General features: G+C 68.6%; 20 protein-coding genes and 1 pseudogene. 19 read left to right on the top strand and 2 right to left on the bottom strand.

What is annotated here, in order from left to right; all coding sequences use genetic code 11:
• Positions 1-196: 196 nt before the first annotated feature.
• The 16 genes from D7D94_RS08395 to D7D94_RS08320 all read left to right on the top strand — a co-directional run bounded on the left by D7D94_RS08395 (position 197) and on the right by D7D94_RS08320 (position 15158).
• Positions 197-2155, top strand: a complete 1959-nt coding sequence (locus tag D7D94_RS08395) for a DHH family phosphoesterase (RefSeq protein WP_173024262.1) — start codon at positions 197-199, stop codon at positions 2153-2155.
• Positions 2156-2281: 126 nt separating this feature from the next.
• A complete protein-coding gene (locus tag D7D94_RS08390) occupies positions 2282-2575 on the top strand; it encodes a hypothetical protein (RefSeq protein ID WP_156242185.1) in 294 nt (97 codons plus the stop codon).
• Positions 2576-2661: 86 nt separating this feature from the next.
• Positions 2662-2964 (top strand): hypothetical protein, encoded by a 303-nt coding sequence (locus D7D94_RS08385; RefSeq protein WP_156242184.1) that lies wholly within the window; start codon positions 2662-2664, stop codon positions 2962-2964.
• The gene (locus D7D94_RS08380) at positions 2961-4706 is read left to right on the top strand and encodes an AAA family ATPase (protein ID WP_156242183.1); all 1746 of its coding nucleotides are present in this window, start codon (positions 2961-2963) and stop codon (positions 4704-4706) included. The genes D7D94_RS08385 and D7D94_RS08380 overlap by 4 nt, the downstream gene beginning before the upstream one ends.
• A 768-nt stretch (positions 4707-5474) precedes the next feature.
• Positions 5475-5705, top strand: a complete 231-nt coding sequence (locus tag D7D94_RS08375; RefSeq protein WP_156242182.1) for a helix-turn-helix transcriptional regulator — start codon at positions 5475-5477, stop codon at positions 5703-5705.
• A 304-nt stretch (positions 5706-6009) separates the two neighbouring features.
• The gene (locus D7D94_RS08370; RefSeq protein WP_156242181.1) at positions 6010-7149 is read left to right on the top strand and encodes a tyrosine-type recombinase/integrase; all 1140 of its coding nucleotides are present in this window, start codon (positions 6010-6012) and stop codon (positions 7147-7149) included.
• 108 nt (positions 7150-7257) lie between these two features.
• Positions 7258-7587, top strand: coding sequence for a hypothetical protein (locus D7D94_RS08365; RefSeq protein ID WP_156242180.1), 330 nt, complete (start codon positions 7258-7260; stop codon positions 7585-7587).
• 223 nt (positions 7588-7810) lie between these two features.
• Positions 7811-8122 (top strand): hypothetical protein, encoded by a 312-nt coding sequence (locus D7D94_RS08360; protein ID WP_156242179.1) that lies wholly within the window; start codon positions 7811-7813, stop codon positions 8120-8122.
• 169 nt (positions 8123-8291) lie between these two features.
• Entirely contained in the window at positions 8292-9377 is a 1086-nt protein-coding gene (locus tag D7D94_RS08355; protein ID WP_156242178.1) for a DUF4238 domain-containing protein, read from the top strand.
• A 108-nt stretch (positions 9378-9485) separates the two neighbouring features.
• Positions 9486-9965 carry a hypothetical protein gene (locus tag D7D94_RS08350; protein WP_156242177.1) on the top strand — a complete coding sequence of 160 codons (480 nt, stop codon included), beginning with the start codon at positions 9486-9488 and terminating at the stop codon, positions 9963-9965.
• A gap of 113 nt (positions 9966-10078) precedes the next feature.
• Complete coding sequence (locus D7D94_RS08345; RefSeq protein ID WP_156242176.1) at positions 10079-10360, top strand: metal-sensitive transcriptional regulator; 282 nt, start codon at positions 10079-10081, stop codon at positions 10358-10360.
• Positions 10361-10386: 26 nt separating this feature from the next.
• Positions 10387-10713: a heavy-metal-associated domain-containing protein gene (locus tag D7D94_RS08340; protein WP_156242175.1), complete on the top strand. Its 327-nt coding sequence runs from the start codon at positions 10387-10389 to the stop codon at positions 10711-10713.
• Positions 10714-10782: 69 nt separating this feature from the next.
• Entirely contained in the window at positions 10783-13014 is a 2232-nt protein-coding gene (locus D7D94_RS08335) for a heavy metal translocating P-type ATPase (RefSeq protein WP_425486968.1), read from the top strand.
• Between the two features lie 44 nt (positions 13015-13058).
• Positions 13059-13502: a DUF6153 family protein gene (locus D7D94_RS08330; RefSeq protein WP_156242174.1), complete on the top strand. Its 444-nt coding sequence runs from the start codon at positions 13059-13061 to the stop codon at positions 13500-13502.
• Positions 13503-13570: 68 nt separating this feature from the next.
• Positions 13571-14182 (top strand): DUF305 domain-containing protein, encoded by a 612-nt coding sequence (locus D7D94_RS08325; RefSeq protein ID WP_156242173.1) that lies wholly within the window; start codon positions 13571-13573, stop codon positions 14180-14182.
• 79 nt (positions 14183-14261) lie between these two features.
• On the top strand, positions 14262-15158 hold the full coding sequence (locus D7D94_RS08320) for a F510_1955 family glycosylhydrolase (RefSeq protein WP_156242172.1): 897 nt from the start codon (positions 14262-14264) through the stop codon (positions 15156-15158).
• A 58-nt stretch (positions 15159-15216) separates the two neighbouring features.
• Here the strand turns inward: D7D94_RS08320 and istB are convergent.
• Positions 15217-15949 (bottom strand): annotated as a pseudogene (gene istB / locus D7D94_RS08315) (IS21-like element helper ATPase IstB).
• 128 nt (positions 15950-16077) lie between these two features.
• Complete coding sequence (istA, locus tag D7D94_RS08310; RefSeq protein WP_156242171.1) at positions 16078-17391, bottom strand: IS21 family transposase; 1314 nt, start codon at positions 17389-17391, stop codon at positions 16078-16080.
• A 363-nt stretch (positions 17392-17754) separates the two neighbouring features.
• On the opposite strand from istA, the gene D7D94_RS08305 reads away from it, so the two are divergent.
• From D7D94_RS08305 to D7D94_RS08295, 3 genes are all read left to right on the top strand, one after another.
• Complete coding sequence (locus D7D94_RS08305; protein ID WP_156242170.1) at positions 17755-19473, top strand: glycerophosphodiester phosphodiesterase family protein; 1719 nt, start codon at positions 17755-17757, stop codon at positions 19471-19473.
• 26 nt (positions 19474-19499) lie between these two features.
• A complete protein-coding gene (locus D7D94_RS08300; protein ID WP_156242169.1) occupies positions 19500-20165 on the top strand; it encodes a hypothetical protein in 666 nt (221 codons plus the stop codon).
• Positions 20166-20251: 86 nt separating this feature from the next.
• On the top strand, positions 20252-20476 hold the full coding sequence (locus tag D7D94_RS08295) for a hypothetical protein (RefSeq protein WP_156242168.1): 225 nt from the start codon (positions 20252-20254) through the stop codon (positions 20474-20476).
• The last annotated feature ends 21 nt before the right edge of the window (positions 20477-20497 follow it).

Raw genomic sequence — 20497 nt, 5'->3', positions numbered from 1 at the left:
TCCGGGCGGGCCGGCCGCCGGTGTCATCGGGGTGAGAGGAGTGGGGCGGCAGGGCCGCCCCGAGGGAGGAGTTGAGGCCTGCACGCGTATCCGCGTGCCGGTCGACTCGTCGTTCCAATCGCCTGCCTGCGCTCCTGCGGAGGCAGCTGGAAGGACGCGTGAGACACCGTTCCCCTTATCTCTTCTGGAGACGTATATGAGCATTCCTGCTTTCCCCGATAACTCCGTCGATGCCGACTTCGGCGGCGACATTCTGACGCTGGACGAGTTCTTCGATGACTCGTTGTTCCGGCTGCTGAAGGACAACCGCGGTTGGACGGAGGAGTACCTCGATGAGATCAACGATGCCACGCATGAGGAACTGCAGAACGTTGGCCTGATGGTCGAGGAACTGCGGCGGATGCAGAAAGCGGGGGAGCAGATCGTCGTCGTCCCCGATTTCGATATGGATGGTGTCACGTCGGGGGTGATCGCCTGGGCGGGGCTGAGCGAACTCGGCTTCGATGTGCAGTTGCACGTGCCCGACTATCGGCGAGGTCACGACATCACGCCGGAGACGATTCAGGATGTGCGGATTCAGTTCCCGCACGCGGCGGCGATCATCACGACCGACGCGGGGATCAACAGCCACGCAGGTCTTGCTGAGGCGCGCAAGCTGGGCTTGCACACGCTCGTCACGGACCACCATGTCGAGCTCGCCCCGGGGTGCAACGCGGACATCGCGGTGAACCCCGCGCGCATCGGCGAGACCTATGCGCACCCGGGGATCTGCGGTGCGCACGTGATCCACCAGGTGCTCACCGCATACGCCGGCCGCTACGCACAGCACAAGGTGACCGCCATCGGACTGCTGCGCCTCTTCGCGGGGATCGGCACTGTCTCCGATGTGATGCCGCTGCTGTACGAGAACAGGCGGATGGTGCGCGACGCGATCTCGATCGCACGGCTGCTGTACGTTCCGATCCCTCCGGACGATGTCCGCGAGTACAACGTCGAGGACAGCATCCTGATGATCCTGCTCCGCAACCACGACCACTCGCCCGAGTTCGTCGGCGCCTTCGAGGGATTCGCCCTGCTGATGCAAGCGTTCCGCGAGCACCGTCGGCCGATGCTCGATGCCAACGGCGACCCGATCCTCGACTGGCGCGGCCAGCCCCGCCTTACCCCGGGGAAGCTGCTCACCAGCGCGGAGCTCACCGAGGACTTCTTCGGCTTCCAGCTCGCGCCGGCCTTCAACGCCGTCCGCCGCATCGAGGGGGACATGGCCGACGCGTTCGGCGTGTTCACCGCCGCCACGGCGGAGGAGAAGTACGCCCACGCCACGGCGCTGCTCGACGGCAACGAACAGCGCAAGGAGTTGTCGGCGCAGTACCTGCGCCGGCTTTGGGCGGAGGTCGACGGCAACGATCACGTTGCCCAGCCCCTGCAGGCCTACGGCGTCTACTTCACCGACGCACCCGTGGGGATGCTCGGCCTCCTCGCCGCGTCCGTGACGTCCAGCACCGGCCGGCCCACGGTCGTGGCGCGTCGTCCGGCAGACCCGAGCGGCCCGGTCAGCGGATCCGCGCGGTCGCCGCAGTGGTTCCCGGTCATCTCCACGCTCACCCCGCTGGGGTATACCGCGATTGGACATGAGCACGCGTGCGGTGTGCACGCCGCCGACCGCAACGAGCTGCTCCGGCTCGCCGTCGACATGCGTGACGCGGCGGAGGCACTCAATCGACGGGCGGTGGCTTCCGGTGAACTCGAGCATGCGAACCAGGCGGATCTGATCCTCGGGCCGACGCCGGACGCGCATGCGGGTCTGGTCAGCGTCGACGCGCTGAAGGACCTCGCGGACGACATCCGCGCGCTTGCACCGTTCGGGCACGGGTTCGAACGTCCCGTCATCGAGCTGATCGTCGACCTCACGAAGTGCGGGATCTCCACCCTCGGCGCCAGCGACCAGCACCTGCGACTGGTGCTGCCGATCGGGCTGAAGGTGCTGTGGTGGAACGCCGCCCACCACCTGCTCGTGCTGCGCTCGCTCGCGAAGAGCAACATCCCCGGCGGCAGCCTGCTGCGGTTGCGCGTCACCCTCGGCACGAGCAAGTTCCGCGGTGAAGAGAGCGTGCAAGCCGTCGTCGATCGCGCCGTCGGCAACGGCATCGAATAGCCGCGACCACAACACCAGCAGCGGGCCGACCGACACGACGTGAACACCACGTCGGATCGGTCGGCCCGTCGCGCGCGCATGCCCCGACTACCGGGCTGAGCACCACGGTGCAGGAGAGGAGACGGAATGAACAAGAGTCGGGATCCGGCCGCCAAGCCGAAGTGGGAACGCTGGTGCCGCCGGTGCGATCACCGGGAGGACATCTTCCCCGGCAGCCCTTACGAGCCGGGATGGGACGACCCGCCGCGGATCGGCGCGTGGGGCAAGATCGCGTCTCCCGTATGCGCGTACTGCGGGTTCGCGGGGCCGATCTGGGTGGTGCTCATCATCGACCGCAACCCGCTCAGCGGCGAGTACGACTCGCGCTGGCGCATCGTTCGCGAGACCGATCCCGATCCCGATTCCGATCCCGAGGAATGACCTCGATGGCTGGGCATGCGCCGCCTCTGGCCACGCCTGGCCGTCGGACTGACGTCGAAGCAACTTCGACAGGGACGAGCAACACCGTGAACACGAACACCCTCCTCACTGCTCAGCCCGGCAATGCATGGGCCGATGCCATCTGGCCATGGCTGTCCGACTGGCTGCACTCGCCCGGGTTCGCCGGCGCGGCGGCGCTGGCCAGCGGGTGCATCTTCTACGCCGTCACGGCGTGCGACACCGCCCACTGCGAGAAGCACAGGCGGCGGACGTCAGCCGCTGCAGTGGCGCGGATCGCCGCCCGCCAGGCGCAGCGTCACCCCGCACAGGACGAAACAACTTCGCGGCGCAAGAAGCGCGGCCGCACACGACGACAGGACGACAAATGAACGACAACCTCGCGAACAGCCCGACGTACAACGATCCCGACCCCTTCGAGAGCGCCGATCAGCGCTTCCCACCGGCGGAGAACTTCGCCGGACTGGAGAATCTGCTCCCGCGGGAGCCGACCGGGCAGAAGCTCTGGCGACCGTCCCAGGCCCGGGAGGTCGCCGCGCACCTGCTGCGCCCGAACCCGCCGATCGTGTCGATCACCGGCAAGCCGGGCAGCGGCCGCACTACCCTGATCAGCGACACCGAGCAGGTCATTCGTCGCGCGGACGAGCGGCCCACCTTCATCAGGTTCCGTCCTGACAGCGACTCGGTGGCCGAGCTGCAGACGGACCTGCGCCACCTGGCCTCCACCGACGGCTGGCGGGCGAAGGAGGTCATCGTGATCGACGACCTCGACGAGGTCGCCCGTCTCGGTACGCGCGGTCCCGACGTCGAACTGCTCGACCTGATCAGCCTCGCCCACCACCGCGACCACGTTCCGTTCCTCGTGACGATCGATCAGGCACAGCTCGATCGCCTCGCCGACGTGCACGAAGAACTCGCGGCGACCCTCCACCACATCCACCTGCTCGAGCTCCCGGCCGCGGACCTCCGGGCGATCATCGACAGCGCCGCGGCCGACCTCGCCCGGCGCGCCCGAGTCAACCTCGCCCTCGGGGTCACCGAGGCGGCGCTCGCACCCTCCGCCCCCAAGGACGCTCGCGCGCAGCCAGGGCTGGCGCTGAGCAGGATCGATGCGGCCATCGGCCGCGCCCGCATCAGCGGCAGCGCGACCGTCGAGGCCAAGCATCTGCGGCACGCAGACGACGCGGACGTCCCGCTCGTCGACCTCCCCGCACCGGCGACGGTCGCCGAGCTGACAGAGCGACTGACGGAGAGCGTGCGCGGGCAGGACGCCGCGATCACCACGTTCGCGACCCGTCTTGCACCGGCCTTCGCCGGCCTCAAGCTCCGGCCCGAGCGCCCGCACGGGATCTTCCTCTTCGCTGGCCCGTCGGGCGTCGGCAAGACCGAACTCGCCAAGCGCACCGCCGAAGTCGCCTACGGATCCGCCGACGCGCTGATCCGGCTCGACATGTCCGAGTACGGCAACGGCCAAGACGGGCGCGTGAAGCTCACCGGCGCCCACCGCTCGTGGAAGAACAGCTCCACCGACGGGCTGCTCACCACGCGCGTGATCGAGAAGCCCCGCAGCGTGGTCCTGTTCGACGAGTTCGAGAAGTCCAGCCCCGAGGTCTGGCCCCTCTTCCTCCAGATCTTCGACGAGGGGCGCCTCAAGGACGGATGGGACCAGACAGCCTCCTTCGCGGAGACGGTCATCATCCTGACGTCGAACCTGGGTGTCCGTGAGGCCACAACCCGCAGCGCAGGCTTCGGCGCTACCGACGAGTTCAACGCCGACAGGCAGCTGGGCGCGATCACCAAGGCGCTACCGCCAGAGCTGATGAACCGACTCACCGCGGTCATCCCGTTCGCCCCGCTCGCCGCAGACACCATCGGGGAGCTCGCCGAGCTCGAGCTCACCCGCGCCGCCCGCCGATTCGCCGAGAACGGATGGCGGATCCAGTGGGCACCGGACGTCGTGGACTGGATCGCCGGGCGCGGGTACGATCCCGCCTACGGGGCGCGCCACCTGCAGCGCGCCGTCGAGCGTGACCTCTTTCCGCTGCTGGCGGCGAGCCCGGGACGGGTGGTGCGGCTTCGGGTGCGCGATGGGAACCTCCAGGCGACCGCGTGACGTCGCGTCGGGTACTGGGCCACAGCGTTCGAGTACCCGACGCGATCAGGGGGGCCGATCACCCCCCCGCTTTCCTACGAGCGGAGAACGACCCTGAAGACGAAGCCCCGTCCCGATTGGCTCCCCGAGCCCTGTGTGGCGAACTTGGACGGCTCATCCGCTTCGCCGATGGTGCGCACGTGGCGGCTGGGACGTCGCCCCACGAGGGGATGTGAGCTGTGAATGGTGCGCAACTCCTGGCGGCGGAGGCGGACTATCCGACGGCTCGGCGTCTCCCCGGGACGTCGCGCACGTGGAGCTTCAGCGGAGCGAAAAGATCCACGGCACTGCATCGGGGCGCACGGGGATCTGGCGGGTGAGCTGCAACGAGCCCGCCTCGAGGTGCAACTGCTCGACGGGGTCTGCCTGCGTCATGCCGCGCGGCGTCTCGATGCAGTGCGGCGGGCAGATGGGAACGAGAGCGAGCTGGAGTCGGGGGTCATCTTGTGGGGCATCTCCCACCCGCTCGGCGACGCGTAGCGGCGCAGGCATGTCTTGACCCAAGGAGGCGGACGCAGACGGTTCCGCCGAGGCGCGACACGCCGGTGGGTACGTTCAGCGCCGAGAATGTCAGTGGGTATGCCCTAAGGTGATCGTCACGCACTGAGACGTGAAAGGTGCGAGAGGACCAATAGAGCTCCTCGTCGAGATGGGTACGCCATAGCAACTGTTAACGGGTTCGGCTAACCAGGCCCTCTCGAAAGCGAAACAGCTTTCGAGAGGAGAACTATGTGCATCGTCAACCCGATCAGCACGCCGCTGCTGGACTCACTGATCACGCCCGAGACGCTCGCGGCGCGCTTGGAGACGAGCACGCGCACGCTGAGCGAGTGGCGTGTCACCGGCCGCGGCCCGGATTACATCCGAGCGGGCGGCCGCCGCATCTTCTATCGACCCGCAGCGGTCGACGAATGGCTGCTCGCCCAGGAGTTCACGAGCACCTCCGAGGAGATGCGATGAGCCGCGTCCGCCCGCCGATGCCGCGCGCCGGCATGCGCGGTGCCGAGGATGTCGCTGCCGTCGCACGTGCGTGCTCTGGCGGACGAGTCGTCCCGCCAGCGGCAGCGCACGCTGGCGCCTGCCGGGCTCCGCAGATTCTCACCGTCGTCGAACGGTGATTCTCCCGCCACAGGCGGACCATTCGCGACCGCTGGCCGTGCGCCTCGAAGGGCAGCGCGACCGGCCGTCGCATGACATCAGGCATGCCACCCGGTATCGCCACGAACTCATAGACATTCGGATCATCAGGAAGAGAGCGTGTGCGATGGGAAGTGCCTACTCGTACCAGACGAAGAACGGGCTGCGCTGGGAGGCCCGGTATCGCCGCCCTGACGGGCGCCCAACCCGCCGGGGCGGGTTCCGCCGGAAGATGGACGCGGTCGCGTTTATCAACGAGGTCGAGACCGCCGTGAACAAGGGGACCTATGTCTCCGTCAGCGACGGCAACGTGACCGTGGGAAAGCTCGGCGAGGACTGGCTGCTCGCGCACGCCGCCGCTGTGAAGCCTTCCACCTGGCACAGCGATGAGAGCTCCTGGAGGGTGCACGTCGCGCCCCGCTGGGGCCTCCGCAAGATCAACACGATCCAGCACACCGAGATCCGCAAGTGGGTCGCCGAGTTGAGCGCCCGCCGGTCGGCGACGACGGTCAAGCGAGCGCACGGGATCCTCGCCGCGATCCTCGACGGTGCGGTGAGGGACCGGCGAATCCTCGCCAACCCGGCCCGGGAGGTGAAGACGCCGAAGAAGAAGCGCAAGGCGAAGCCGTACTTGACGCACGCGCAGGTCGAGCGGCTGGCGGCGACGTCCAAGTACCCCGATTTCGTGCGGTTCCTCGCCTACACCGGTCTGCGGTGGGGCGAGGTGACCGGGCTGAAGATCCGGCACGTCGACCGACAGCGGCGCTGCTTCTGGGTCAACGAGAACGCCGTCCGCGTCAACGGACACGTTCAGCTCGGCACGCCGAAGCCGGAGAAGTTCCGCACAGTCCCCTACCCGGCGTTCCTCGACGACGCCATCGCCCGCGCCTGCAAGGGCAAGTCCGCGGAGGAGCTGCTGTGGCCGGCGCAGTTGGGCGGGTACCTGAGTCAGGGCAACAGCATGTCCGGGTGGTTCGCTGCCGCGGTGAAGCGGATCCGCGCCGAAGATCAGCGGGCCGCGGACGAGGCGCGGGCGCGCGGGGAGGAGGTGCCGCCGGTGATGCCGCGGGTGACGCCGCACGACCTGCGTCACACCGCTGCGTCCCTCGCGATCAGCGCCGGCGCGAACGTGAAGGTCGTCCAGCGCATGCTCGGCCACGCCTCCGCCACCATGACCCTCGACACCTATGCCGAGCTGTTCGAGGACGACCTCCACGAGGTCGCCGAAGCGCTCGACAAGCAGCGCGCCACCGCGCTCCAGAAGTGACGCGGTGAGCTTGGCTCGCCGCCGCGGCGGCTCCACGCGGGACCCCCCGCCGTCGCACGATCGCGTCACCGATTAGCCAGCACCACAGCACAGATAGGAAGAGCAGCAATGGACCAGATAACCAGCGCACTGAAGGACCTTCGCCGTGAGGTCGTGCCGTCGGCACACATCTACTTCAGGCAGGAGGGTGATGGATGGACGGCCTCGACCTGCATCAGCCATGTCGGCTCCGGGGCAACGATCACGGAAGCGCTCGCTGACCTCGCTACGGGCGAGGGCCTCGATGAAGCCGTGCTCCGCTGGGCCGAGATGCGGCGCGATGGCGCAGCCAGAGACGCGAAGATTCTCGAGGCGATCTTGCAGGAGAAGCGCGAGCGTCGCAGGCGCAAGGCTGCCGAGCGCCGCGCGGCCAACATCATTCCGATCAGGAGGCGCTGAGCAACGGGAGTCAGACCTGCGGCATGACCTCGTCCCGACAGGGGCGGTCGTGACTCGGCGCCGTCAGTCCATGTGGCAGGCGGCGCCGAGTCCTGTCGGCGGTGCGTGGCAGACTGGCCGCATGCGCAGAATCGACGAGTTCTCCGGGCAACGGCGAAAGCCGTAGCCCCTGCTCGTCCTCGCCGAGGATCGCGGGCAGGGGCCCCACGCCTCGGAGGTTCCCGTGTCCCGTACGGACGCTCACGTCCCGATCCATATCCGCATCGCCCGCGGCGATCTCGCCGCGACCGCTCACCACGACCATGCGTCCGGTGAGTGCGATCTGCCGCCCCGCCACGATGTCGCCCACGACTGGCGTCCCGTGACCCGCTGCCAGTGGAGGTTCGCGTTCACCGGCATCTACGTGTGCTCGTGCGAGATGTGCCACGAAGGACGCGCGCACCGCGCCGAGCGGCGCCGCTCCCGCCACACCGCCACGAGCGACGCCCGTCTCGCAGTACGTCGCTGGAACACGGGTGACCGCACGCTCGAGTGACGCCGGCGCAACGAGGGACTTCGGGTGGTCCACCCGAGGTCCCCGCCGTGCAAACTCCGCGCGCATGGGCGCTCCGGCGCCCGGGCCTACCGAGTCGACTGCCACGTGCGGGCATGGCCGGTCGGGCGGTGGCCGTCGAATGTCGGCGGGGTTTGAGACCATTCCGAGCATGGGGAACGGGAATACCGCCAAGCTGCACCACTATGTGCCGCAGGGATATCTTCGTGGCTTCGCGGGCACGCAAGATCGCGTCACCGCCGTCCCGCTCGACCGGTCTCGGGCCTCCTTCACCACTTCTGTGAAGAATGTGGCTGCGCAGACGCACTTCCACACGGTCCCCGGTGCTAATGAGCCGGACGGCTTTGAAAAGATGCTCAGCGTTCTCGAGGGCGAAGCCGTGGGGATCATCCGACGCATGGAGGCAGGAGAGTTCCCGGTCTCCGAAGAGGCCCGGATGTCGCTGTCGTACTACCTCGCGCTCCAAGCAGTCCGCGGGCCCGACACCCGCAAGACCATCGAGCGCCTGCAAGCGAAGATGGTCCGAGTCGAAGTCGGCGCCGGTGGTCGAGCGAACGTCACGCGCTGGATCAAGAAGAACCTCGGTTTCGACGCAACGGAGGAGCAGGCGCAGCGAATCTGGGACGAAGCCACCCAACCAGGCGGCCCGCCGATCACGATCTCGACTGTCGGTCACATCAAGCACATGATCGACACCGCTGAACACCTCGCGAAGTACCTCGTTACGCGCCCGTGGTTGCTCGTTCGATTCGACCGTCGTTCCCTCATCACCTGCGATGCGCCGGTGAGCCTGATCCGCGACTCGAGTGATGTCGACCCGTGGGAAGGGGTTGGCTTCGCCACAGCGTGGGGGATCTCCGTCCCGATCACGCGCAAGCTGGGACTGCTCATGAGCGACCCGATGGTCATGATCGAACGGTTCGAGGCGGGCGACCCGATGATTCAGGAGATCAGGGCTGCGGTAGTAGGTGGCCGCCTCGACCGCACAGAACGCGGGACCACAGCAATGGAGCGGCTGTTCAACGAGCACACCGCTGAGAGCGCTCGTGAGTACATCTACTGTCATCCCGACGACGTTCGGTTCGTCCCCGACGAACTGCACGAGCCGACACTCATCAACATGGATGCAGGGGGCTTCATGGACGCTGAGTTCGACGGCGAGCCGTGGTTCGGCGACGGCGCCCTTTCGAATGCCGAGGAAGACGCGGGTACCCCGCGAATCGCTGGAGGTGCCTGATTTCGCTCAGATGGCGGTGTAGCGACACTGCGCGATCCGCTCTTGGGCCCCCGGCGCTGACGCCTTGCTGCGGGCACGAGTGTCCGACGAGGTCGTTACTCTCGCGGCATGGATCCAACTTTGGCAGCGTTGGCTGGTGCGATCGTGGGCGCTGTAGCCACCGCCCTCGTGCCGCTCATGACAATTCGCGCGCAACGCCGCGACGCGGCGACGGAGCAGCGTCGTTCCGACACCCTTGGGCTGCTCGACGCGCTCATTCGGCTTCTGAAGGCGCGGAGCATCGGCGACTGGCAGGGGGCGATGCACACGCACTCCGAGGCGGTCGTCGCGCTGGAGCGGCTCATGCTGAGTGCACCGCGGCGAGACGTGGAGTACCTCCAGAGCGTGACTCAGTTCGCGCTTGAGAGCATCAATGATCGGACGCATCCGCTGATGTCCGCGGCGGGGGTGGAGGCAATGTCGCAGGTCCTGCGGAGGTGGTGCCGCGGCGAACTGAACGGTGTGCGAATCGCGGACGCATACGGTCCTGCGCTCGAGGCGCAGCTGGACCTGCATGAACGCGATCCGAAGCAGACGACGGCAGACTAGCCGGAATCCTCGGCGAGGCAAGCAGGGGTGTCAACGCCGAGCGAAAACTGACCCCCAGGCGCCGAACGAAAACTGACCCCCTCGGATACCCCCGGGGGGTATATCCTGGTGGCGTGCACGGGTACACGGACAACAAGCAAGCGCTGCTGAAGAGGTTGCGTCGGGCGGAGGGTCAGGTAGCGGGGATCGCGCGGATGGTCGAGGACGACGACTACTGCATCGACATCCTCACGCAGGTGTCCGCGGCCACGAAGGCCCTCGAAGTGGTCGCGCTGTCGCTGCTCGGTGACCACCTCAGCCACTGCGTCGCCGAGGCCACCGCTCAGGGCGGTCCGGTCGCGGAGGAGAAGATCCGCGAAGCCAACGCAGCGATCGCGCGCCTGGTCCGCTCCTGACCCTCATCGTCGAAAGGACAATCATCATGACCATCGAACGAATCGAACTCGGCCTCAAGGACTCAGGGGCGGGATGCGCCTGCTGCGCGGCCCCGAACTCCTCCACGACGCAGAAGCCGGCCATGGAGGCGGGAACGTCGACCACCCTGCTGGTGGACGGGATGACGTGCGCGCATTGCGTGGGCAGCGTCACCGAAGAGCTGTCGGCTGTGCCGGGCGTGCAGGACGTGTCCGTCGCGCTCACCGCTGGCGGCACATCGACCGTCACGGTACGAAGCGCCGCACCGCTTGAGCGTGCCGCGCTGCACGCGGCGGTGGCCGAGGCTGGCTACACCGTCAACACCGGCGCCTGACGCGGCCGAACGCCGTACCCATCTCCTGCAATCCCCGCCGCACAGCGGCCACTCGCCGAGGAGGCTCAGATGAGCCAGCACGACCACACGATGCACGGTCAGAGCGCCCACCGCCACGCCGAGCCGGAGCGCGTGACGGACCACGCAGGTCCCGAGCCGACCGCCGCCGGTATGCCGGAGGCTGTGGCGACGGAGCCGGCCGAGCACGAAGCCCACCGTGACCGCAGTGACCACCACCTGCATTCCGGCCATGACTACGCAGGCCATGACCACGCCGCATCCGCCGGGCACAGCGGTCACGGTGGGCATGCCGGTCACGGTGATCATGTCGCGCAGTTCCGCCGGCTGTTCTGGATCATGCTCGCTCTCGCCGTCCCGGTCGTGGGCTTCTCGAGCATGTTCGCCATGCTGCTGGGCTACTCGCTGCCCGACGTGGCGTGGATGGTATGGATCTCGCCCGTGCTCGGCACGGTGATGTACGTGTGGGGCGGGGCCCCGTTCCTCACCGGCGCGGTGAGCGAGCTGCGCACCCGCAGGCCCGGGATGATGCTGCTGATCGGGTTGGCGATCACGGTCGCGTTCCTGGCCTCGTGGGGTGCGAGCGTCGGGCTGCTGCACCACGATCTCGACTTCTGGTGGGAGCTCGCGCTTCTCATCGTGATCATGCTGCTGGGGCATTGGATCGAGATGCGCTCCCTGGCGCAGACCACCTCCGCCCTGGACTCCCTGGCAGCGCTCCTGCCGGACGAGGCCGAGCGCGTCGAGGGCGACACCACCGTTACCGTCGCCCCCGCCGACCTGCAGGTCGGCGACGTCGTGGTGGTCCGCCCGGGCGGTCGCGTCCCGGCAGATGGCCGGATCGTGCAGGGCTCGGCGAGCATGGATGAGGCCATGATCACCGGCGAGTCCCGCCCGGTGCGCCGCTCCGAAGGCGACCAGGTCGTCGCGGGCACCGTCGCCACCGACTCGGGACTGCGCGTGGAGATCACCGCGATCGGCGAGAACACCACCCTCGCGGGCATCCAGCGGCTCGTCGCCGAAGCGCAGAACTCCACCTCCCGGGCGCAGCGGATCGCGGACCGCGCCGCGGCGCTGCTGTTCTGGTTCGCGCTGATCGCCGGCGTCATCACCGCCGTCGTGTGGACGGTGATCGGCCTGCCCGACCAGGCCGTTGTCCGTACGATCACGGTCCTGGTGATCGCCTGCCCGCATGCCCTGGGCCTGGCCATCCCGCTGGTGGTGTCGATCGCGACCGAGCGTGCCGCGCGTGGCGGGGTGCTGATCAAGGATCGCCTGGCGCTGGAGAGCATGCGCACGATCGACACGGTGCTGTTCGACAAGACCGGCACCCTCACCAAGGGCACCCCCGCCGTCACCGCCATCCACCCGACTGCGGGGCTCGACGCCGACCGGCTGCTCGCCCTCGCGGCGGCCGCCGAAGCGGACTCGGAGCATCCGCTGGCTCGCGCGATCGTGAACGGCGCCGCCGAGAAGCAGCTGACCGTGCCTGCCTCCTCTGGGTTCGAGTCATCACCGGCGGTCGGCGTCCGCGCCACCGTCGAGGGGCACCTCGTGCAGGTCGGCGGCCCGTATCTGCTCGAGCAGGAGGGCGCGGGTGAGCTGCCGGTGGCGGACGAGTGGCGCGCGGAGGGCGCGATCATCCTGCACGTCCTCGTCGACGGGCAGGTCGCCGGAGCGCTGCGCCTGGCTGATGAGATCCGCAGTGAGTCCCGCGAGGCGATCGATGCGCTGCATGCCCGTGGCGTGCAGGTGGTGATGATCACCGGCGACGCCGAGGCGGTCGCCGCCTCCGTTGCCGGCGAGCTGGGCATCGACCGGTTCTTCGCCGGGGTGCGCCCGGAGGACAAGTCCTCCAAGGTGAAGCAGCTGCAGGACGAGGGCCGCAAGGTTGTCATGGTCGGCGACGGCGTCAACGACGCGCCCGCACTCGCGCAGGCCGATGTCGGTGTGGCGATCGGTGCGGGAACGGATGTCGCGATCGCCTCTGCGGGGGTCATCCTCGCCAGCGACGACCCCCGTTCAGTGCTGTCGGTGATGGAGCTGTCGCGGGCGAGCTACCGGAAGATGAAGCAGAACCTGTGGTGGGCTGCCGGGTACAACCTGATCGCCGTCCCGCTCGCAGCGGGCGTGCTCGCCCCGTTCGGGTTCGTGCTGCCGATGTCGGTCGGCGCGATCCTGATGTCCCTGTCCACCATCGTCGTCGCCCTCAACGCCCAGCTGCTTCGGCGACTGGACATGCGCCCCGAGGTCACCACCGCCGCGGTGCTGCGCGGCGCCTGACAGGCAGATTTCGTAGAGTGCTGAACAGGAAAGGCGGTGAGCGGATGAGCGTGATGACGCTGCGCCGGGCGATGCACCCGGGCGCCACGTGGGCGCACGCCTTCCTGCTCACCTCCGCCGCCGTCCTCGGGGTGCTCATCGGGCTGCTCGGCATGCACGTGCTCAGCACCGGCACCGCGCACCACGCCCCCGCCGTCATCGCCGAGAGCACCCACCACTCCGACAGCGCCACGACCGTCGGCGCGACGGGACCCGATGGCACTACTGCCGAACCGTGCAGCGGGGATGGCTGTGGCGGCGGTATGGACGCGATGGCGTTCATGGCGTGCGTGCTCGCGCTGCTCGCTGTCGGCATCGTTCTCGCCATCCGGCCCGCTCGAGCCGCGTTCGTGCCTCATTCGCTGGCGCCCCCGCTCTCGGCCCCCGTGCTCGTGGAAGCGCCGTCTGCTCCACCCGATCTGCACGTCCTGTCCATCAGTCGCAGGTGAGGTGATCTGCTTCGCAGATCCCGCGCGCTTCAGCGCGCCCTCAACAACGACCAAGGAGACAGATCCTCATGAAGTTCCGCACCATCACGCTCAGCGCCGGCGTCCTCGCCACCGCGCTCATCCTCGCCGGCTGCAGCGACACCGGCGGGTCCGACATGGAGGGCATGGACCACGGCGGCAGCACCGCCAGCGGCCTGCCCACCCCCTCCACCGAAGCCAGCGACGCCGTCTTCAACGACGCCGATGTGACGTTCGCGATGGAGATGGTCATGCATCACCAGCAGGCCATCGAGATGTCCGACACGCTGCTGGCCAAGGACGGTGTCCACCCGGATGTCGTCGCCCTCGCCGAGCGGATCAAAGCCGCTCAGGGCCCCGAGATCGACACCATGAACCAGTGGCTCGAAGCCTGGGGCCAGGACGCCGACATGGGAGGCATGGACCACGGCGGCGGCATGATGTCCGAGGAGGACATGACCGCCCTCGATGAAGCCGACGGTGAGACGGCGTCCGCGCTGTTCCTCGAGCAGATGACCATGCACCACCAGGGCGCGATCAAGATGGCCCAGGCCGAGGTCGACAACGGCCAGAACCCCGAGGCTGTTGCCCTCGCCGAGAAGATCACCGCGGGCCAGACCGCCGAGATCGCCGAGATGCAGGAGCTGCTCACCCAGCTATGAGCCCGCCACGCCGGTGGCCGCCCCATCACACGGGCGGCCACCGGCCTCTGCCCTGCCCGAACGAACCCGGAGATCTCCCATGCCCGTCCGCCCCATCCGACGCCGCCTCATCGCCGCCCTCGCCGCCCTCGCGGCCGCCGCCCCCGTGCTCGCGGGGTGCTCCCTGAGCCGCCCCGCGGACCCCGAACACGCCACCCAGGTCGCCCTGGAGCACATCCACGGGCTCGCCCCCGACCCGCAGACCGGTGGGCTGCTCATCGCCAGCCACGGCGGCATCTATCAGCTCGACACGCTTCGTCCGTCAGCAGAAGTGACCGGACCCCTCGCAGGTAACGACTTCGACGCCATGGGGTTCACTTCCGTCAACGGCACGTTCTACGCCTCCGGGCACCCCGGGCCGAGCAGTCCCGATCACTTCGGCGCCCAGAACCTCGGCCTCATCCGCTCCGACGACACCGCCCGCACCTGGACGAACGTTGCCTTCACCGGTGAGGCCGACTTCCACGACCTCACCGTCAGCGAGTCCGACCCGGATCGCATCTATGCCAACAACTTCGGCATCGTCTACCGCTCCGACGACGGTGGCCGCACCTGGAACGACGGCGTCGGCGTCGACGCGCGGGATGTCCTCGTCGACCCCGACGATCCCGATACCGTCTACGCCACCGCGCCCGAAGGGCTCTACGTCAGCCACGACGCGGGAAAGACATTCCAACTGGACCCGGAGGCACCGCGGATGATGCTCATCGCGGTGAACCACCTCGGATTCCTCATCGGCACCAGCGTCGACGGCACCCTCGTCTACGAGCTGCCCAGCGGCAAGTGGGCCACCGGCGGCGAGTACACAGGCGCCGCTCAAGCACTCGCCGTCACCCCTGGGGAGGAGATCGTCATCGTCGACCGCCGAGGGATCGCGACCACAAGCGACTTCGGGGAGACCTGGACGATCATCTACACGCCCGAGCCCCATGTGTAGCGATTCGTCGAGCGGGCGGGCGCCGGCACAAGCGCGAAACGCCCGCTACGTCGAGCGCTCAGCTCTTGCCGGCGCGTTCGCCTTGGCGAAGGAGGTCGCGGCGGCCGTGGGTGCGGTAGGAGTCGCCGGTGAGGGTGAGGACTTCGGCGTGATGGACGAGGCGGTCGATCATCGCCGCGGCGACGACGTCATCCGAGAAGGTCTCGCCCCAGCGTCCGAAGGGCAGGTTGCTGGTGACGAGGATGGAGCCCTGCTCATAGCGGGAGGCGACGAGTTGGAAGAAGAGGTTGGCGGCGTCGGTGTCGAAGGGGATGTAGCCGATCTCGTCGACGATGATCAGCTTGTAGCGGCGGATCTTCTTCAGCTCCTCCTCCAGCTGCCCCTTGTGGTGAGCGTTCGCGAGGCGGGTGATCCAGTTGTTCGCGGTGTCGAACAGCACGCTGTAGCCGGCGTGGGCGGCCTTCACTCCGAGCCCGATCGCCAGGTGCGTCTTCCCGATCCCGGGAGGGCCCAGCAGGATCACGTTCTCCGCCTTCGGGATGAACGTCGCCGTCGCCAGATGCGCCAGCACGTCGCGCCGCAAGCTGGGCAGGTGGTCGAGGTTGAAGTCCTCGAGGGTCTTCACCTGCGGGAAGTGGGCGGTGCGGATCCGCATCGTCGTGCCCGCGGACTCGCGGTCGGCGACTTGGCGTTCGAGGACGGCGGCGAGGTACTCCTCGTGGGACCAGTTCTCCTCCCGCGCCCTCGTGCCGAGGTCCTCCCAGACCCGTCCGATCGTGGGGGGTCTTCATCACGCGCGCGAGGTAGCTCAGGCGGGAGTGGAGGTTCTCGCCGTTCGGTGTGATCAGCGCGCTCTGCGCCGCGATCGTCGTCTCCAGCGCCGTGTCGCGGGCGGTGTCGAGGGTGGGGGCTGTGGGTGTCATCGTGCTTCCTTCGTGATCGCGCCGCTCGTGGCGGCCTGCTGAGTGTCGGGGGTGGTGGTGAAGGTGACGCCGAAGAGGGCGTCGTAGTCGGTCAGGGCACGGATCTGCACCTGGTGGCCGTCGGCGTGTGCTTTCGTGCCGAGCGCCGCGTGGCGGGCCTTCTCGGCGCGGGCGTGGGCGAGGTCGTTGAACTCGTGCCGCAACCGCTTGGCGGTTTCCACGTGCGCGGGGTCCTTCACGACCTGCTTGCTGCCCCATGCGCGCCGGTGACGGGCCACGAGCACGCCGTCGCAGAAGACGAGCACCTCGTCGGCGGTGGCGGTGATGTCGACGTTCTTGCCGATCATCCGCGGATCCACGCTGTAGTCGTTCGCGTCGACGCGGACGTAGTAGTCCCGCGCCAGCCGCACCCGCGTCCGAAGCCCCGTCGACGGCGCCGTGCGCGGCAGGTCGATCATCGCCCGTAGATCCTCCTCCAGCAGATCCACGGGGCGTGCCTGGATTGACCGGACGGTGCGGACGTTCGCCGTGCGTGCCAGCCAGTCCTGCAGCTGACGGTTGAAGTCCCCCGGGCTCGTGAACGTGCGCCCCGGCAGGAAGCTGGTCTCGAAGTAGTGGTTGTTGCGCTCCACCATGCCCTTGAACTCCGGATCCGCCGCCGGCGCCAGACGGAACCTCGTCGACAGCACCCCCGCGAACGTCGCCGCAGGCACCGTGAGCTTCCCCGTGCCGCCGATGGCGGACTCCCGGTCCCACACGAACGTGCGCGGCACCCTCCCGAGCCGCTGGATGATCTGCCACATGCCCTCGAGGATGTCCCCGCCCTGACGGGACGGGATCATCAGCGCCGAATGGAACCGCGAATAGCCGAGGGTCATCACCAGCACCGGCAGGATCTCCGCCTGCCCCGGCGCCACCGGGATCGGCACCGCCGGGAACCACAGGTCGCACTGGATGATGTCGCCCGCGGTGTATTCGGTGCGGTCTGCCGGGTCGATGCCGGCGAACAGCGGCCGCAGCTCCGACACCTTCGCGCGGAAGATCGACGCCGAATGCGTCCACCCGACCCGCTCGGCGATCACCGTCGCCGGCATCCGCGGGTACTCCTTGAGCAGCAGCATGATCCGCGGCACGAACGGATCCACCAGCGACCCCGACGCCCCGCGCTCATACCGAGGTGGCTCATCTGACCGCAACGCGCGCCGGACGGTGTTCCTCGAGATCGACAACTTGCTGGCGATCTGCTTGATGCCCAACTTCTCCGACTTGTGCAGCCGACGAATCTCGGCCCAGTCCTCCACAGCGATCACCCTCCCAGGGTGCCGAGGGGGTCAGTTTTCGTTCGGCGCCTGGGGGTCAGTTTTCACTCGGCGTCAACAGGGGGAGGTCTACCGCCGTTACTGCGGTAACACAGCGGTAACAGGACACCTGCAAGCACCTGCTCGTCGATGCATCCAGTTGTGCGCAACTTCCGCATAAAGACGCGGGTTCCGAGGTCCGGCTCCGGAGTCTCCAGCCGTCGATACGGGTTCAAATCCCACCGTCACCGCCAGAGAAACCCCCTCCTCGTGAGGGGGTTTCGTCGTTCGCGCCACCCGCACGCGTAATCCAGCTTCTCCCTGAGCGCAAGGGGTCCAGTCCGCGGAGCCTGCCAGGGGAGAATGGCCCATGCCATGGGAAGCATCGAGCGAAGTTCCGAGCAGCAGGGCGTTCGCGCGCTGCTGCTTCCGCTCGTGCAGCTGCCGCCGAGGCTCTGGGCGCTGCTCATCGCCGTCCACCTCGGCATCGCGGCGATCCTCCCGCCGATCGTCCGAGCGCTGTTCGAAGGCGCCCTGCACGGCGCGGGCCTGCGTGCGCTGACGGACCAGAATCTGCTCGTCCTCGCCGGTTCCCCCGCCTCGCTCGCCCTGCTGGCAGCGGCCGGTGCGCTCATCGCGGCGGCCTCGATCGGATGGGCCGTGCTCGCCTTCGTCGTCGCCGAGCGGCGGCTGGCGGGGGAGGCATCGCGCGGCAGCATGTGGCCGCGGCTCCGCGTCGCGGCGAGCACCCGTCGCGCGTGGCCCCTCGCCATCGGGATGGCCGTGGCCGGTCCGCTCGCGGGCATCACCGTCTTCGCCCCCGCCAGTGCCGTGCTCGCGGTGCCGCCGTTCATCGGGCGCGAATTCCTCAAGGACGTCCTGAGCGGCGCCCTCTGGTCTGGCATCATGGGCGCGCTTCTCGTCGTCACAGCCGCCGCCATCCTCGCCCTTCCGGCGCTGATGCTGACGCTGTGGCCGAAGACGCCGCGCGATGAGCGCTGGGAGGGGCGAAATCACGAGCGCCGCACAGCGATCGCCCTCGTCGTGGTGGCCGTCGTGGTCGCTCTCCTGCCGAAGGTCGCGGCCTTCCTGCTGGAGACCGGACAGAGCGGGCTCCGCAAGGAGCCGGAGACCTTCGCGGGGCAGGCCATCCTCGCGTGGGTGCTCTACCAGCTCGTCAGCGTGTTCGCCGCGCAGGCCATCGCCCTCCTCGTCGTCGCCCGCGCTCGCCTGGCCGCTGGGCTCGACGCCTCGGCCGCCGAGCCGGCGCCGGTCCGGTGGCGCCGCGTGCGGATCCGGGTGGTCGCCGTGACCGGAGTCCTCGCCCTCGTCGGGACCGGTGCGCTGACGGCAGGGGCGTCGCAGGCGACATCGGCGCTGCCCCAGGACCCGCTCCTCATCGCGCACCGCGGCTACGACAACGGCGGCCCCGAGAACACGATCGCGGCGCTGGAGGCGGCGGCGGAGTTCGACCCCGACTACGTCGAGGTCGACGTGCAGCAGACCGCAGACGGCGACTACGTGGCGAGCCACGACGTGAACCTCACGGTGCTCGCCGGACGCAACGAGAACATCTACGAGATGAGCACCGCCGAGGTCCTGCGGACCACGGTCAGCATGCACGGCCGCACCGACACCATCCCCACGATGACCGAGTATGTGGAGCGCGCGCGCGAGCTCGGCATCCCGCTCATGATCGAGCTGAAGATCACCGGCCACGAGACGCGCGACCCCGTCGATGAACTGCTCGCGGAGCTCGATGCGATCGGCGGGACGAAGGGCAACATCTTCCACTCGCTCGACCGCGCGTCTGTGGAGAAGCTCAAGCAGCTGCGCCCCGATCTGCGCGTCGGCCTCACCATCGCGATCAACGTCGGGAACCTCCCCGACGTCGGCAACGACTTCTACGTCGTCGAGCAGGCGTCCATCACACCCGAGATGATCGACTGGTCGCACGCGCACGGGCTGCCGATCTACGCGTGGACCGTGAACGACAGGATGGCCATGGACGCGCTGCTGGCCGCGGGGATCGACGGTCTCGTGACCGACCAGCTCGACGAGGCCGAGCCGCTCCTCTCCGGCGCGAGCGGCTGATCAGCCGAGCGCGTTACTGTCGGAGGATGCCCGCAGGAGTCGACACCCCGGATGCGACACCGCACATGCGGCGGCTCGCATCCGCGATGAAGGACACCGGGCGACGGAACGTGGTGCTGGCCGCAGCCGCCGTGCCCGTGCACGTCGCGGTGGCGGGGTCAAAGACCCTCGTCCTGCTCGGGCACTTCTCCACGTTCATCGCGGCCAACGTGCTCTTCACGCTCGGGATGGCCGCGGTGAAGATCCTCGTGGTGCGCGCGCATCGGAGCGAGGAGGGCGGGCACGGCACCGAGGCGGCGATGCGGACGTATCGCATCTCGGGAATCCTGCTCACCTCGATGGCAGCCGTCTACACCGTCGCGTGCATCCCGCTCGCGCTCGGCGAGCAGGTGCGCGTCGGGTACGACCGGTACATCGCGATCGCCCTCGCCGTGATCGCGCTGGTGGAGCTCGGTCTCGCCATCCACGGCTTCTTCTCCGCTCGACGGCTCGGCGACGTGCTCATGCGCGCGGTCAAGCTCGGCAACATGGCCGCGGCGCTCGTGCTCCTCGTCCTCGCGCAGACCGCACTGCTGTCGATCTTCGGGCCATGGCAGGACCCGTCGCGCTACAACGGATGGTGCGGGGTCGTGCTCGGCGGCGTCGCGCTGGCGATCGGCACGTCGATGATCCGTCACCGCCCGGGGGAGTGAGACCTCCTCCTCATGGGGGAGGGGCGGGTCGAGATTCCGGCGGGCGGCGGATGGTCGTGGTCGCGCCGGGTTCGTACGGTGAGGATATGAACACGCAGCAGAGCACCCGCACCCCCTTCATCGACCCGACCATCATGAGCGCCATGACCGGTGCGGGCATGGGGGTCGGCATGGCCGCGACCTTCGCCATCGCCGCCCTCGCCGGGGTGCCGTTCGGCCTGCCGATGGCGATTGCGCTGCCGGTCGCGATGGTCCTGGCGATGGGCGGCGCCGTCCTCCTCACCCGCCGGAAGAACCGCCGGACGGTCTGAACCGGTCGCGGTCGCGCGAGG

It is taken from the genome of Microbacterium oryzae (assembly GCF_009735645.1).
Lineage (GTDB): Bacteria > Actinomycetota > Actinomycetes > Actinomycetales > Microbacteriaceae > Microbacterium > Microbacterium oryzae.
This window is presented reverse-complemented; position numbering and strand designations above follow the sequence as displayed.